This is a genomic window from Pantoea sp. CCBC3-3-1, assembly GCF_007981265.1.
Lineage (GTDB): Bacteria > Pseudomonadota > Gammaproteobacteria > Enterobacterales > Enterobacteriaceae > Erwinia.
Genome location: NZ_CP034363.1, coordinates 3,084,891 through 3,099,304 on the forward strand (window position 1 = coordinate 3,084,891; position 14,414 = coordinate 3,099,304).

Here is a 14,414-nt window from a genome sequence, read left to right on the forward strand (position 1 = left end):
CCCTTTAACCATAGCTGCTGCTTTTCATCCCATGGTATATCGTTCTCTACGCCGGTAGCGCCTACATCATATCGAGAAACCGCAGAGGCAAGGCCACTGTAATATGTGAGTATGTCACCCTACTTTGTTCAGGCGTTTTTCAATCATTCGCACGGTAAATTTGTAAACAACGGCAGCAAGAACAAGGTTGATCAGCCCAAGACTCATCATGATAAATCCTTCAAGATCGGTATCACCAAACAGGTCCGCGGTCGCTTCCCAGAAGTGAGAGTGTTCATAGCTGGCCGTACCAAGCCATTGGAGAATGAAGAACAGAACGATAAGGGCAGCGGCAAAAATAGAGAGTTTTAAGCCGGTCGGTATACGTTTATTTTCCATCAGTGATTACCTCAATCGTGCCATACGTTAAAAGTCCCTTAGACAGTTTTTGGGGCTGAGTACTTAACAGGCTTTGACGGATAGCCAGAAAGTCAGTACGGTTTTTCAACGTAATGCAACCTTCAGAAATCCCTAATGGGCCCGGCGGATGTAGACGAAAATTTCCCCGTTTCACGCCATTTATCCAGGTAAAATCATCAATCCTTCCATCCTGCCTGTAAAGAGCAAACCATTCGGCTTTAATCACAGGGGGTGAGGTTGGCCATGAGTAAAAATCATGGAGGTCAGTTCGAATAACGCCTTTCCAACCGCCGGTTGGCCGGTCAACAATATAATATTTCCCAGGGGGGATTGGACCTTGCATAGGAACGGCTACGTCGCTGACCCGGTTGCGGGATTCTTTATTCCCTGAGTATGCAGCAAAGGTGCCCACACCAAACATGGTGAGCGCTGACATTTCCTGATTATTAATAACAAACTTGCCCGGTATTGGCATTTTTCCCTTACCTTTCTTACAATTTAAGTGCTGGATTATCATAACACTGCTAAAAAAATGTCCTGAAAATTTCCCTTTTGGTACCAGGTGCTTAGCAGGCCTGCATGCACGTGACAGGAATTACGACAGGAAACGTTTGTCACACCCGTTCAGTCAGCAGCTCGTTGCTTCCTGGCAGTGCACAGGCGTTCATGCGGGGATCCAGTGGCAAAGAGAAACCTGCAAACCCACCAGCCTCGATCATGAAAATGGCTCATGTTCGTTGAATTTATATCACTTTCACTTAATCAATGACTTAGGTATAAAATAGACAATATTATTAACCATAAACAACATTAAAAACTCTGAATAAAACCAGAAACTCCGGAAATAAATAAATTCAGTTTTATCTCAGAAATTAGGGTAGCGGATGACGATGAATAAAGACTTTGCATTTACCATTAAGCGTACTTCTCTCGATGAGAATTATAACCCTTCCAAAAACACGCGCATCACGACCAACTTCGCTAACCTGGCCCGGGGCGAGAACCGCCAGGGGAACTTGCGCAACGCTTTAATGATGATTGACAATCGTTTCAATTCCCTGGCGCATTGGGATAATCCCAAAGGCGATCGTTACTCTGTTGAGCTTGAAATCATTTCCGCAGAAATTGATGTTGAAGGCAACGGTAAGACCTTCCCGGTGATTGAAATCTTAAAAACGAATATCGTTGATAAAAAAACCAACGAACGTCTTGAAGGCATTGTCGGCAACAATTTCTCCTCTTACGTACGGGATTATGATTTTAGCGTGTTGCTGCCTGAGCATAATAAAAACAGAGCCGAATTCGTTATTCCTGACAGCTTTGGTGATTTGCACGGTAACATCTTTAAATGCTTCGTAAATTCAAATAACTACAAAGAACAGTTCAGTAAACAGCCGGTTATTTGTCTGAGTGTATCAAGTAAAAATACCTATTACCGTACGGGTAACGAGCATCCGGTGTTGGGCATCGAATATGCGCAGGATGAACCTTCCCTGACCGATCACTATTTCTCTAAAATGGGATTGCAGGCTCGCTACTTTATGCCTGCAAACAGCGTCGCGCCTTTGGCCTTCTATTTTAGCGGCGATTTACTCGGCGATTACACTAATCTTGAGCTTATCAGTACCATCAGCACGATGGAGACATTCCAAAAGATTTACCGGCCTGAGATTTACAATGCTAATTCTGCAGCAGCAAAACACTATCAACCAAAGTTGAACCACCAGGATTATTCTTTAACTCGCATCGTTTATGATCGAGAAGAACGTAGCCAGCTGGCAATCGAACAGGGAAAGTTTACCGAAGAGCAGTTCATCAAACCTTATCACGCTATTCTTGCGCAATGGTCTGCTGATTCCGTTCTTTGATTAACCCAATATACAAGGTCATCTATTATTATGAAAAAGTTATTACCTACGTCGACTGCTGGCAGTTTACCTAAACCTTCCTGGCTTGCTCAACCTGAGACACTCTGGTCTCCCTGGAAACTCCAGGATCAGGAATTAATTGATGGCAAACAAGATGCTCTGCGTTTGTGTCTTGAGGATCAGCTGCGGGCAGGTATTGATATCGTCAGTGATGGCGAGCAAACGCGCCAGCATTTTGTTACGACCTTCATTGAACACCTTGACGGGGTTGATTTCCAGAAGCGTGAGATCGTTAAAATTCGTAACCGCTATGAGGCGAGTGTGCCATCAGTCGTCGGTCCGGTATCACGTCAGAAGCCTGTCTTTGTTGAAGATGCCAAACTCCTGCGTCAGCAGACCGATCGGCCAATTAAATGGGCGCTGCCTGGTCCGATGACGATGATTGATACGCTCTATGACGGCCACTATAAAAGTCGTGAAAAGCTTGCCTGGGAATTCGCTAAAATTCTTAATCAGGAAGCCAAAGAATTAGAAGCTGTGGGCGTTGATATTATCCAGTTCGACGAGCCTGCATTTAATGTGTTCTTTGATGAGGTAAACGACTGGGGCATTGCCGCCTTAGAAAGAGCCATTGAAGGACTGAAGTGTGAAACCGCCGTGCACATTTGTTACGGCTATGGCATTAAAGCCAATACGGACTGGAAAAAGACGTTGGGCTCAGAGTGGCGCCAATATGAAGAAATTTTCCCGAAATTGCAGACATCTAATATCGACATCATCTCACTGGAGTGTCAAAACTCTCATGTTCCCATGGAGCTTATTGAGCTACTCCGTGGCAAGAAAGTGATGGTTGGCGCGATTGACGTGGCAACCAATACCATTGAAACGCCAGAAGAAGTCGCGGCGACTTTACGTAAAGCACTACAGTTCGTCGATGCTGACAAGCTCTATCCTTGCACCAACTGTGGCATGATTCCCCTGTCTCGTCAGGTCGCAACAGGTAAGTTAAATGCCTTGAGTGCAGGCGCAGAAATCGTCAGAAAAGAACTGCTGGCTAAATAACTTCGCCAAATCAGTTCCCTTAATGAAAAACTCAGTCCGGGTTGAGCGATATGGATAATCGTCAACTATCTCAGGAATTTCCCGGACTGATTAATATGTTTTTATATTCAATACGATACTTCCATCCTGAGTGATTTTCCTGCCCCTTTCGACGCTATTCCACTTCACTATTGCCCGTTGTGCCGGTTACGCGGATCGTGATCAATACACTCTGGACTGTTCATGCGTGGTATTCAGCTGAAGCTATGCTTAACGGAGGAGGGAAATACTATGTGTGGACGTTTTGCGCAATACCGCAGTCGTGATGAATACTTTGATCTCCTCGGCCTTGGCGACGGTGAAATCATTCATGACCCTGAACCTGTCGGGCGGTACAACGTCGCGCCGGGTACGAAGGTGCTCTTGCTGAATGAACGCGACCATGATTTGCATCTGGATCCTGTGCTGTGGGGATATGCGCCGGAATGGTGGGACAAGCAGCCGCTGATCAACGCCCGTGGCGAAACGGCGGCTACCGGCAGAATGTTTAAACCTTTATGGAATCATGGTCGGGCTGTCGTTCCAGCCGATGGCTGGTTTGAATGGAAAAAAGACGGTAAAAATAAGCAACCTTACTTCATTCATCATAAAAATGATGAGCCCCTCTTTTTTGCTGCCATCGGTAAGGCACCTTACGATAAGGAACGTGCCGCAGAGGGATTCGTGATTGTGACCGCGGCCAGCGCTGGGAGCATGGTAGATATACACGATCGAAGACCACTGGTACTCACTGCTGATGCAGTCAAAGAGTGGTTGAGTCAGGAGACCTCATCCTCTCGCGCCCAGAAAATTGCAGCAGAGGCAGCGCTTCCGGAAAGTGCTTTCCGCTGGCATCCGGTGACCAGCAAGGTTGGCAATATTCACAACCAGGGCAAAGAGCTTATTGAAGAGATTGAAGAGCCACTGGTTTGAGGTAAAAACTGAGATGCGAATTTATGAGCGTCGCAATCTGACATTGTTATTATTCACGACTAAAACGCCCGCAAATTCAGGCCTTCTAAATCTTTCCTCTTGATCTCTCAACTGAAATTTGATCATTGAGCTTCATGCTTTCACTTAAAAATATTAAACTGCTCATAAACTAAATCTGACATGGAGAATTACAATGGATGCGGCGCTACTCACAATGATGCAGTCCGGAGGAAGAAATAAGTACTGGGCTGAAACGATGGTGAACCTGGAAGCCCGTAAGCTGATAAACGTTGCCAATACGATTTCTTCATTTCATCTGCGTGACATAGAAAAATAGATTCTTTAACTCGTCCTAAACTGACGATGAAAATCGTAGGTTATGGAGTCAAAGCAAAAGTGATCTTTGACCTGTTAACGGTTGATGGCGACAAAAATTAACAGCGGTTATTTCTCCAGTAACGCCATGACTTGTAGGAGAGTATCGGGGGTTGTGCAAACATCATAATGGCAATGCCAAAAACGAAGGCCACGCCCCCAGCGATAATTTTCACAGGCGAGCTAAAAACCACCAAAAGTATGAATATCACTGCACAAACAGCAGTAATCCAGGTCAAAAGCCTGAAGCGGCAGGCCAGATCCTGGATAGCCACATCAAGCGTTCCACCGAATCTTTCCACGTTAATCTTAATTTTTCGCAGTTCTTTTTGCGTGAAACCTGACTGCAAAAGTTTCTCCTGGCTAATGTTCACTCTCTTCTTCCTTAAAAAGGATAATTATCAAATGCCTGAATGGCGAGCAGCTCAAGTGTAACATTTTTATCCTGGCCCACAATGGTGAATATATCTCACTACACAATCGGCTGGTCGAGACGCATGCGCAATACTGCCCCACCAATGCAAAACATGGACGTAACCAGTTATATATGAATCACATTACAAATGAATATCGCGCCAGAAGGCATTCATTATGGTTACCTTAACGCGTTGTTCCCCCGTCTGTGAGGGATATATTCACAACATGGCTGCCTGAAAATTCCACGCCCGTAACAACGCTTCTTTATGAACCTTGCTCGCCGGGGACGTCAAGTATGTTCTGGACAATGAATTGCCCTTTAGCCGGGAACCGATAAAAGTTAGGTGAAATGCAAAGTTCTCCATTTTTAACGGTCAGATTGGCCAAGTCTGTTACCGACAGCTTCTGTGGCGGCGTACCTCTGGGGTTTATAGCAATCAGGGAAGGCTGATAACTTTTGGCATTTAAAACCTGGAAACGGACATCCTCTCCAGCCTTACTGACTGATGTTGTTTCGTCAGTATTGGCTGTCACCGGGTATGGATACGCACTTGCTTAAGATCGCCGATCAAATCGGGTCCCTGCGGCTGCCATTTTAGTTGCTGCTGCGTGATTGCACTTGAAGCCGACATGTCCTGAGCGACAAATTTACTCATCCAGCCGAAATGCTCTGCTGCTTTGGCTGCGTCAATGCTTATGGCCGGCACGTTAAGAATATAGCCAATGGTTTCAGCAATCTTGCGCATCGTAATACCCTCTTCTGCCACGGCATGATATCGACTTCCCGGGCTATTTTTTTCCAGCGCCAGAACATACAGCAAAGCCGCATCGCTGAGATGGACTGCCGACCAGCAATTCTGGCCCTCTTCGATAAAGGCGGAAAATCCTTTTTGCCGGGCAATCTCAATCAGTGGCGTAATTAAACCTTGCTTTAAGGGATTATGAACCTGCGAAAGCCGGATCACAGAGACATTAACGCCCTCTTTTAATGCATTGATACCTGCCAGCTCTGACGCCTTACGCGGGTTCTGATGTTCAGCATTAAAATGGTTTTCAACAGCCAGCACGTTCTGCCCTGATGACCCCAGCCCGACGGCAGAAGTAATAATCAACGGCCGCTGCGTTCCCTTCAGCGCACTGGCCATGGCGTCAATAACCCGGCGGTCCGTTTCACAGTTCGCAAGAAAGGTGGAAAAATCGTGATTAAATGCGGTATGTATTACGCCATCACTTAACGCAGCGCCGCTTCGCAGACTGTCAGGATCCGCAAGGTCGCCGAAATGAGCCTCAACGCCTGCGGCAGATAGCGCTGCTGCCCCCTGCTGGCTTCGGGCAAGCCCGATGACCTGATAGCCGGCAGCAATCAGCTGAGCGGCAACAGCCGTGCCAATAAAACCGGTCGCACCCGTGAGAAAAATACGCATCTTCAGCCCGCCCTTATGTCAGTAATGGATTGCTGTTACAACCCGGTACGGCTACTTTAGGGGTAAGCTGTAATACGATCTATGTTACAGAGTCGCTGTTTTATGTCTAATCGTCCGGAGCAGGTATGGATCCGCTTTCTCAGCTGCTATCGCTACTTAAACCTGAAAGCTATGTTTCAGGCGGAGTCGTCCTGAACCCTCAACGGGCGGTGCAATGGCCGTCACATGACGGGGTGAAATGTTATGCCGTGGTGTCAGGCGCGTGTTGGCTGTCAGTGGAGGGTCTTGCCGAGCCTGTACGGCTTACTGCCGGTGATTGCTATCTGTTGCCCCCTGGCCCGCCTTTCCAACTGGCGACCGATTTATCGTTGCAACCGATCGACTTTCAGGCTGTTCGTACCGAAATGGTTTCAGATATAGCCGCAAAAGCTGACGAAAAGTCGGCCTGTTTTCTTGTCGGCGGTCATTTTCTGCTGGCTGGCCGCCCTGCGCAGATGCTTTTACGTTCACTGCCACCCGTTGTGCATATTCAGAAAAGCTCAGACCGGGCAGCAATGTACTGGGCGCTTGAAAGGATGGCGGAGGAGGTGCGGGATCCTCAGCCTGGCAGCGGGCTGATCGTGCAACAGCTGGCGTTTATGCTGTTAATCCAGGCGCTGCGTCTACACGTGAATGACAGATCTGAGACGAAGAGCGGCTGGCTTATTGCGTTGAAGGATAAACAACTGAGCGTCGCAATTGCCTGTATGCACGATAACCCCGGGCATAACTGGACGCTGGAAAAGCTTGCAAAACAGGCTGGTATGTCCCGTTCAGCCTTTGCAAAACACTTTAAGGAAACGGTAGGTACTGCACCGATTGAATACCTGACGCAATGGAAAATGATGCTGGCCTGCGACCGGTTACAGAATTCAGATGATTCCATCCTGCGCATTTCAACATCATTAGGCTATGAATCAGTAAGCGCTTTTGGAAAAGCGTTTAAACGCGTTATTGGCTGCTCTCCGGGAAGGTTGTCCAACAAGATTACCGATCGCCAAAATCTCTCACGTCAGTCATCAACAACGCCTCTTTAAGCGCCGGTTGCGTGAGGGTAAACGGCAAATCGCCCAGACTGGCTGTGGGAAAGTGAATGGCGGCGGCAATCTGCTCAATACGCTCAGCGCGATCGCCCTGCAAAGCGGGCAAACGTAGCGGACTGCCAAAATGACGCAGCAGCGCCAGTAGTTCAGCATCGGGTTGATCGTTGCGGTTCGCCACCAGCGACTGGATTAGCAGGCTGAACCCCACCTTTTCACCGTGCAGCCAGCCGTGTAATTCGGGCTGATGCGTTAGCGCATCGTGGATGACATGCGCAAAGCCCGGCGTATCCAGGGAGCCGCGCACGCTGTTTGCCAGCCCGGCCAGCACGATATTCGCTTCAATGACCTTTTCCAGCGCCTGCGTAACCTGCTGCTGTTGATTATCCCGCACCGCCTCCTCGCCCCAGCGTTGGAAAATCTCAACGGCCTGCCATGCCGCCGACACCTTTACATCCAGCGCCAGCTGATGCGGGTTGTGCCGCTGATAAGGTTCAAACTCAATCCATTTTGCCAGTGCATCAACGATCCCTGCGCGCAGATAGCGCACATCGCTTTGCGCAATCACCTCGCTGTCGACCAGGATCAGTGCCGGCATCGCGTCCAGCGGCTGGCTTCTGAGATGGCCGCCCGCCGCGTTATACACGATCGCCAGCGGCGACCAGGCTGCACAGGTTGCTGCCAGCGTCGGCAACGCAATCAGTACACGATCGCCCAGCGCGTTATTAACCGCTTTTGCCGTATCCAGCACGCGACCGCCGCCAATGGCCAGAATGCCTTCTGCGCCCTGTTCGAGCAGCTTTTGCTGAAACCGCGCGATATTGTCGTCTGTGCATTCCCCGGACAAATAGTCGAGCTGCCAGCGGATCCCGGTGCGATCCAGGCTTTCACTCAGCGACGGGTTCACCGCCCGCCAGGCACGCGGTGAAGTCAGAATGCGTAAGTGAGCGGCCAGCGGACGGATCAGTTCACCCGCCTGATGACGTAGCCCGGCCTGCTGTTCATAGCGAGCTGGGGATTTTATGGTAAACATGCCGACATCCTTATAATTTAGCGACGATAAGCTAATGAACGAACCAGACGATCGCCTGATTTCTGCACGAGAAGTACCAGCAGCAGCAGTACGATTACCGTCGCCGCCATCAGCGTGTTATCGAAGCGTTGATAACCATAGCGAATAGCCAGATCGCCTAATCCGCCGCCGCCCACCACACCGGCCATGGCAGAAAAGCCAATCAGCATCACCGTCGTCAGGGTGATGCCGGCAACCAATGCAGGAAGCGCCTCCGGCAGCAGCACGCGGCTCACAATATGCCAGTGGCTGCCGCCCATCGAAATCACGGCCTCAATACGACCGCGATCGACCTCATCCAGCGCGTTTTCCACGATGCGGGAAAAAAAAGGGAATGCGCCAAGCGTAATCGGCACCACGGCGGCGGTGCTGCCCAGCGCCGTGCCGACAATCAGCCGCGTTACCGGGATCATGGCAATCAGCAGAATCACAAAGGGTAGCGCACGACCGATATTCACCACGCAATTCAGCACGATGGACAGAGTACGGTTTGGAATAATGCCTTCTTTGCGGGTCAAAAACAGCAACACGCCCACGGGCAAACCGATGGCCACGGTAAAGATCGCTGCCAGCGCCACCATGTAAAGCGTTTCCAGCGTGGCGTTGAGCATCAAATCCTGAAAACGATCCCAATTTACGCTACGCATCGCGTCTCCACCTCCACCCGATGTTTTGCCAGAAACGCCCGGTCGGTCTCGCCATCCTGCAACAGCATCTCCCGCAGCCGCCCATTTTTGTGCGCCATAATCTGATCCAGCGTGCCGCTTTCAATCAGTCTGCCCTGCTCCAGCAGCGCGGCACCGTGGCAAATACGTTTTACCACGGTCATTTCATGGGTAATCAGAACGACCGTGATGTTGAGCTGCTGCTGAATGTCCGCCAGCAGGTCGAGAATGGAGCGCGTTGTTTCGGGGTCGAGCGCGCTGGTGGCCTCATCGCACAGCAGATAGTTCGGCTCGGCCGCCAGCGCCCGGGCAATGCCGACGCGCTGTTTTTGGCCGCCAGAGAGTTGCGAAGGCCAGGCATCGCCAAACTTTTCCAGCCCGACCAGCTTCAGCAAGGCGGCCACTCGCGCCTGCCGCGCTTTTACCGGCACGCCCGCGATTTCCAGCGGCAAATCAATGTTGTCATTAACGGTACGGGAGTGCAGCAGATTGAAATGCTGGAATATCATGCCAGTCTGCTGACGCTGTTGGCGCAGCTGCTTTACGCTGAGCTGGCTGATATCCTTCCCGTCAACGATCACGCGCCCGGAGGTCGGCTGTTCCAGCCGGTTCAGGCAGCGTAACAGGGTGCTTTTTCCCGCGCCGCTGCGGCCCACAATGCCAAAAATGGTGCGTGCTTCTATGGTCAGCGAGATATCCGCTAACGCCGGCGCTGCTGCGCCGGGATACCTTTTACTGATGTTCTCGAGTTTAATCATGTTTAAGGCCTTCAACCGGGATCACCGATCCGTTGTAATTTTTACGGATAAACTCGGCCACCTGCGGCGAAGTCAGATCTTTCGCTAACTCCGCGATGCGGGGATCTTTCAGTCGTTCAGGCGTTGTCACCAGCAGGTTGGCATACGGATTATGATCGGCCGATTCCAACGCTAACGCGTCTTTCGCCGGAACCAGACCCGCTTCCAGCGCATAGTTACCGTTGATGATCGCCGCATCAACATCATCCAGCGCACGCGGGATCTGCGGCGATTCGATCTGGATTATTTTAAGTTTTTTCGGGTTATCGCTGATATCCGCTGGCGTCACCAGCGTCGAAGCGGCATCGCCGACAGACTTCAGTTTCAGCAATCCGTTTTTCTGTAGCAGCCACAATGAACGGCTCAGGTTTGGCGCATTATTGGGTACCGCAATGCTGGCCCCTTCAGGCAATGCTGCCAACGACTTCACCTTATGTGAATAAAGGCCCAAAGGTTCGATGTGCACCGCTGCGGCAACGCTAAAGGTTTTGCCCAACGCTTTTTCCTGATCTTTTAAATAAGGCAGGTGCTGAAAATAGTTAGCATCAACTTCACCTGAAGCTAATAATTCATTCGGATTGATACCGCCGCTGCTCATTTCAATAATTTTCAAATCCAGTTTCGGATCGATCGTTTTTACGTATTCCAGAATTTCCGCATGGGGAACCGGATCGGCGGCCACGCGCAAGGGTGCAGCATGAAGCGTTTGTGCAACAAATAAAGCGGTCCCGGCTAATGTATAAAAAGCAGCTTTCATCATTTTTATTTTCTCAGTGTGTTATTTAAATATTCCGCATAAAAGCGGTTGGCGACGTCAGGATGGGAACGTAAACGGCCTTTTAAATAATTCCAGCCGACCTCACGTAATAACGGATTTAACGGATCGCTGGTTGGCCCCTGCGCCAGTTTCGCCAGCGATTCAGACAGCTGATAAACCGGCACCACGGCATTCAGCTGCGCGCCAAGGAAAAAGGCCACTGACAGTCGTTCGCGATTGCCCTGCGGCGATACCACACGGTGCACGGTGGCCCGCAGATAGCCGTTGGTGGCCAGTTCCAGAAGCTCGCCAATGTTCACCACAAAAGATCCCGGCAACGGCGCGGCATCCACCCAGTTTTCCGGCGTCACCTCAACCTGTAAGCCAGCCTGGTCATCCTGCAACAGCAGCGTTAAAAAACCGGAATCTTTATGCGCGCCGACGCCCTGACGAGATTCGCCATCGGCACGGCCGGGATAGCGGATCAGTTTGATATGTTCGTTGGGAAACTCACCGTACAGGTCGTCGAAGGCATTGCGCGGCAGCGACAGCGCCTCGGCAAAGGCACGCAGCAGTTCCAGCGCCACGCTGGTCATCTCCTGCTGCCAGCGGGTCAGTAAGCTGCGCAGTTCGGGCAAGGTTTCAGGCCACTGATTGGGGCCTTGCAGGCGCTCCCACGGCGCGTCAGGATTGTCGATGGCCGGGCGTTCCGCACCGATATCAAACTGTTCCCGATAGTCCGGCTGGCTGCGGGTAATTTCGGAACCCGCGCGGTTATAGCCGCGGAAATGCGGCGAGTTGGCCATTTGTACGCTGAGCTTTTCCTGCTCTGGCAGCGCAAAGAACTGGCGGGAGACACGTTGCACATCATCTAATAACCGCTGAGAAATACCGTGGCCGGTCAGATAAAAGAATCCAACGTCACGAGCGGCGTTATTTAATTTTTCCAGGAAAGCTTTACGTTGTCCGTAATCGCCATTTAGTTGAGTAAGATCAATCACCGGCAAGGATAATGTCTGCGCTGTGCTCATCTTGTTTCGCCCTGCTTATTTAGAAGGTTTTACCTTGCCATTTCGTCATGGGCTGTACTACGAAGTTATCGTTCTTTCGATATGCAAAAGCTTTATGAGTCTGATGCGGCTAATGATTCAGCCAGACCCATTTTGGGGAAATGGCATGCACGTTAAAATTTATGGCGACCATTTCACAAATTGCGGCGGCTGCCAGGCGGTAATTTCCGGCAGCGGTAAATCAAAGCGCTCAATATCAACGAAGCAGGTTTGTGCGCTGCATCCCTGGCCTAAGCGCGAGCTGCCAGTATCCGTTGTTAATACGTTGGGATTACCGTGTTTATCCAGCGAACGCGCCTGCTGAGGATCTAACGGATCGTACCAGGCTCCGGTAGATATCTGTACTACACCCGGTAAAATGTCAGGCGTTAAAATAACGCCCGCCAGCAGCTCGCCGCGATCGTTAAAAACTTTGACGATCTCGCCATCGCGAATGTCCCGTGCCGCGGCATCCTGCGGGTGCATCCATAGCGGTTCTCGCCCGTGGATTTTGCTCTGCTGACTAACCAGGCCGTGATCGTACTGGCTGTGCAAGCGCGTACGCGGCTGGCTGGAGAGCAGATGCAGCGGCCAGCGCCGTTTTTGTTCCTGCTGCGCCGCCTGTTCCGGTGCATGCCAGTAAGCGTGTCCAGGTGCTTCCTCATAACCCCAGGCCGCGACCGTAGCGGAAAACAGCTCGATTTTACCTGACGGCGTGCTGAGTGGCGCAGCATCGGGATTGTCGCGAAAAGCCTTGAGCAGGATTTGCGGTTCCGACGGGCGTGCGTACTCCAGCTTGCCCTGCGCCCAAAACGTCGCGAAATCAGGCAGGGCAATGCCTTCCGCTTCTGCGCGTGGACGGGACGCCTGATAAATATTTTCCAGCCAGCCACGGACATCGCGCCCTTCGGTAAAGCGGCTGCCGAAGCCCAGCTTGTCGGCCAGCAAAGAGAAAATGGTATAGTCGTCACGCGCTTCGGCGAACGGCGGCAGGTGCTGGCGCATGGCGATCATAAAGCCGTCGTTGCTGGCGCTGCCAATATCCTCCCGCTCCAGCGAAGTGGTGGCTGGCAGTACGATATCGGCGAATTTAGCCTGTGCCGTCCAGTACTGCTCATGCACCACGACCGTTTCCGGCCGCCGCCATCCCTCGATCAGGCGGTTAAGATCCTGATGATGATGAAAGGTGTTGCCGCCGGCCCAATAGACCAGGCGAATATCAGGGTAAGTTCGCGTCTTCCCGTCAAACTCATAGGCGTCACCAGGATGCAGCAACATATCGGCGATACGCGCCACGGGAATACGCGTATCGACCGCGTTGTCGCCTGCGGGCATGCGCGGGCCGGAAAATCGTCGCCGATCCGCCCCCGCCAGATTGGTGGAGGCATAGCCAAAACCGATGCCGCCGCCGGGCGTGCCTATCTGCCCCAGCAGCGCCGTCACGGCAACCAGCGCCCAATAAGCCTGTTCGCCCTGCCGTGCACGCTGTACCGACCAGGCCATATTAATCAGGGTCTTTTTCTTCGCCATTTGCCTCGCCAGCTGGCGTATGGCCGTCGCCTCCAGTCCGGTGATTGGCGCGGCCCATTCCGGCGTTTTGGCTTCGCCTTGTTGATCGCCACGCAGATAAGCCGCATAGCGCTCAAACCCTACCGTATAGCGTGCGACAAAATCGTGCTGAAAGAGATCTTCTTCAATCAGTACCTGGCAAATCGCCAGCAGCAGCGCGGTATCACTGCCAGGCCGGATCGCCAGCCACTTCGCATCCGGCACGCCGGCCAGATCGTTGCGCACCGGGCTGACGTTAATGAACTGACAGCCGTTGTCGCTCAGCCTTTGCAACCAGTAGCCAAGCGCGTGATCGTTGGCCCCTCCGCCATTGACCTGAGCATTGCGCAGCGGCAGTCCGCCTATGGCGACGAACAGCTCACAGTGCTGCGCCAACTCCGCCCAATGCGTGTGCTGGCGCTGAAGCTCGTCGAGATCGCCCAGGATATGCGGCAACACGCGTTCTCCGGCGGCAATGCTGTAGGTGTTGGTGCTGGCCGTGTAACCGCCAAACTGGTTTAAGAACCGGTGCAGCTGGCTCTGGGCATGATGGAAACGGCCCGCGCTTGACCAGCCGTAAGAGCCGCCATAGATCGCCTGATTGCCGTGCTCTGTTTTCACTCGTTCAAGTTCGCTTGCTACCAGCGTCAGCGCCTGTTCCCAGCTCACTTCCACAAACGGCTCTTTACCGCGTCCTTCACGATTGTCGGGCTTGCCCTGAAGATAGCCAAGCCGCACTGCCGGGAGCCGTACGCGACTGTTACCCTGTACGGCCCCCGGCAGCGACAGACCGATTTTTGACGGCTGCCTGTCCCATGCAACCGGCTCAACGGCGGTCAGCAAGCCATTATCGGTGGTGACGCGATACGTTCCCCAGTGGGTGACGGTGAGCTGATGTTCAGCCGCTGCCCGATCGTCGTCAGAGGGATGGCTTACCGTTGACATAATTGG

The 14,414-nt window shown here is 51.8% G+C and carries 15 protein-coding genes; 5 read left to right on the plus strand and 10 right to left on the minus strand.

The window, feature by feature from the left end:
• Window positions 1-114: 114 nt before the first annotated feature.
• The gene (locus tag EHV07_RS14580; protein ID WP_147198732.1) at window positions 115-378 is read right to left on the minus strand and encodes a hypothetical protein; all 264 of its coding nucleotides are present in this window, start codon (window positions 376-378) and stop codon (window positions 115-117) included.
• On the minus strand, window positions 368-874 hold the full coding sequence (locus tag EHV07_RS14585; protein WP_147198733.1) for a DUF2778 domain-containing protein: 507 nt from the start codon (window positions 872-874) through the stop codon (window positions 368-370). Before EHV07_RS14585 ends, EHV07_RS14580 begins: the two co-directional genes overlap by 11 nt.
• Before the next feature lie 415 nt (window positions 875-1,289).
• Here EHV07_RS14585 and EHV07_RS14590 point away from each other — a divergent pair, with 415 nt between their 5' ends.
• The 4 genes from EHV07_RS14590 (at window position 1,290) to EHV07_RS24560 (ending at window position 4,617) form a co-directional block, all read left to right on the plus strand.
• A complete protein-coding gene (locus EHV07_RS14590; protein WP_147198734.1) occupies window positions 1,290-2,267 on the plus strand; it encodes a DUF1852 domain-containing protein in 978 nt (325 codons plus the stop codon).
• 30 nt (window positions 2,268-2,297) lie between these two features.
• Window positions 2,298-3,329: a methionine synthase gene (locus tag EHV07_RS14595; RefSeq protein WP_147198735.1), complete on the plus strand. Its 1,032-nt coding sequence runs from the start codon at window positions 2,298-2,300 to the stop codon at window positions 3,327-3,329.
• A 270-nt stretch (window positions 3,330-3,599) separates the two neighbouring features.
• Complete coding sequence (locus EHV07_RS14600) at window positions 3,600-4,280, plus strand: SOS response-associated peptidase family protein (RefSeq protein ID WP_147200639.1); 681 nt, start codon at window positions 3,600-3,602, stop codon at window positions 4,278-4,280.
• Between the two features lie 193 nt (window positions 4,281-4,473).
• Entirely contained in the window at window positions 4,474-4,617 is a 144-nt protein-coding gene (locus EHV07_RS24560) for a hypothetical protein (RefSeq protein WP_168199635.1), read from the plus strand.
• A 97-nt stretch (window positions 4,618-4,714) separates the two neighbouring features.
• On the opposite strand, the gene EHV07_RS14605 is transcribed toward EHV07_RS24560, so the two are convergent.
• Window positions 4,715-5,029, minus strand: a complete 315-nt coding sequence (locus EHV07_RS14605) for a hypothetical protein (RefSeq protein WP_147198736.1) — start codon at window positions 5,027-5,029, stop codon at window positions 4,715-4,717.
• A gap of 573 nt (window positions 5,030-5,602) precedes the next feature.
• On the minus strand, window positions 5,603-6,496 hold the full coding sequence (locus EHV07_RS14610; RefSeq protein WP_147198737.1) for an SDR family oxidoreductase: 894 nt from the start codon (window positions 6,494-6,496) through the stop codon (window positions 5,603-5,605).
• 125 nt (window positions 6,497-6,621) lie between these two features.
• Between EHV07_RS14610 and EHV07_RS14615 the strand changes: the two genes are divergently transcribed.
• A complete protein-coding gene (locus tag EHV07_RS14615; RefSeq protein ID WP_147198738.1) occupies window positions 6,622-7,572 on the plus strand; it encodes an AraC family transcriptional regulator in 951 nt (316 codons plus the stop codon).
• Here the strand turns inward: EHV07_RS14615 and EHV07_RS14620 are convergent.
• The 6 genes from EHV07_RS14620 to EHV07_RS14645 all read right to left on the minus strand — a co-directional run bounded on the left by EHV07_RS14620 (window position 7,523) and on the right by EHV07_RS14645 (window position 14,408).
• Window positions 7,523-8,608, minus strand: coding sequence for an iron-containing alcohol dehydrogenase family protein (locus EHV07_RS14620; RefSeq protein ID WP_147198739.1), 1,086 nt, complete (start codon window positions 8,606-8,608; stop codon window positions 7,523-7,525). The genes EHV07_RS14615 and EHV07_RS14620 overlap by 50 nt on opposite strands.
• Window positions 8,609-8,625: 17 nt before the next feature.
• A complete protein-coding gene (locus EHV07_RS14625; protein WP_147198740.1) occupies window positions 8,626-9,294 on the minus strand; it encodes a methionine ABC transporter permease in 669 nt (222 codons plus the stop codon).
• On the minus strand, window positions 9,282-10,070 hold the full coding sequence (locus EHV07_RS14630) for a methionine ABC transporter ATP-binding protein (RefSeq protein ID WP_147198741.1): 789 nt from the start codon (window positions 10,068-10,070) through the stop codon (window positions 9,282-9,284). The genes EHV07_RS14625 and EHV07_RS14630 overlap by 13 nt, the downstream gene beginning before the upstream one ends.
• Window positions 10,063-10,866: a MetQ/NlpA family ABC transporter substrate-binding protein gene (locus EHV07_RS14635; protein WP_371419696.1), complete on the minus strand. Its 804-nt coding sequence runs from the start codon at window positions 10,864-10,866 to the stop codon at window positions 10,063-10,065. The genes EHV07_RS14630 and EHV07_RS14635 overlap by 8 nt, the downstream gene beginning before the upstream one ends.
• A 5-nt stretch (window positions 10,867-10,871) precedes the next feature.
• Window positions 10,872-11,897: an isopenicillin N synthase family oxygenase gene (locus EHV07_RS14640; RefSeq protein ID WP_147198743.1), complete on the minus strand. Its 1,026-nt coding sequence runs from the start codon at window positions 11,895-11,897 to the stop codon at window positions 10,872-10,874.
• 159 nt (window positions 11,898-12,056) lie between these two features.
• Window positions 12,057-14,408, minus strand: a complete 2,352-nt coding sequence (locus EHV07_RS14645; protein WP_147198744.1) for a molybdopterin-dependent oxidoreductase — start codon at window positions 14,406-14,408, stop codon at window positions 12,057-12,059.
• Between the last annotated feature and the right edge of the window lie 6 nt (window positions 14,409-14,414).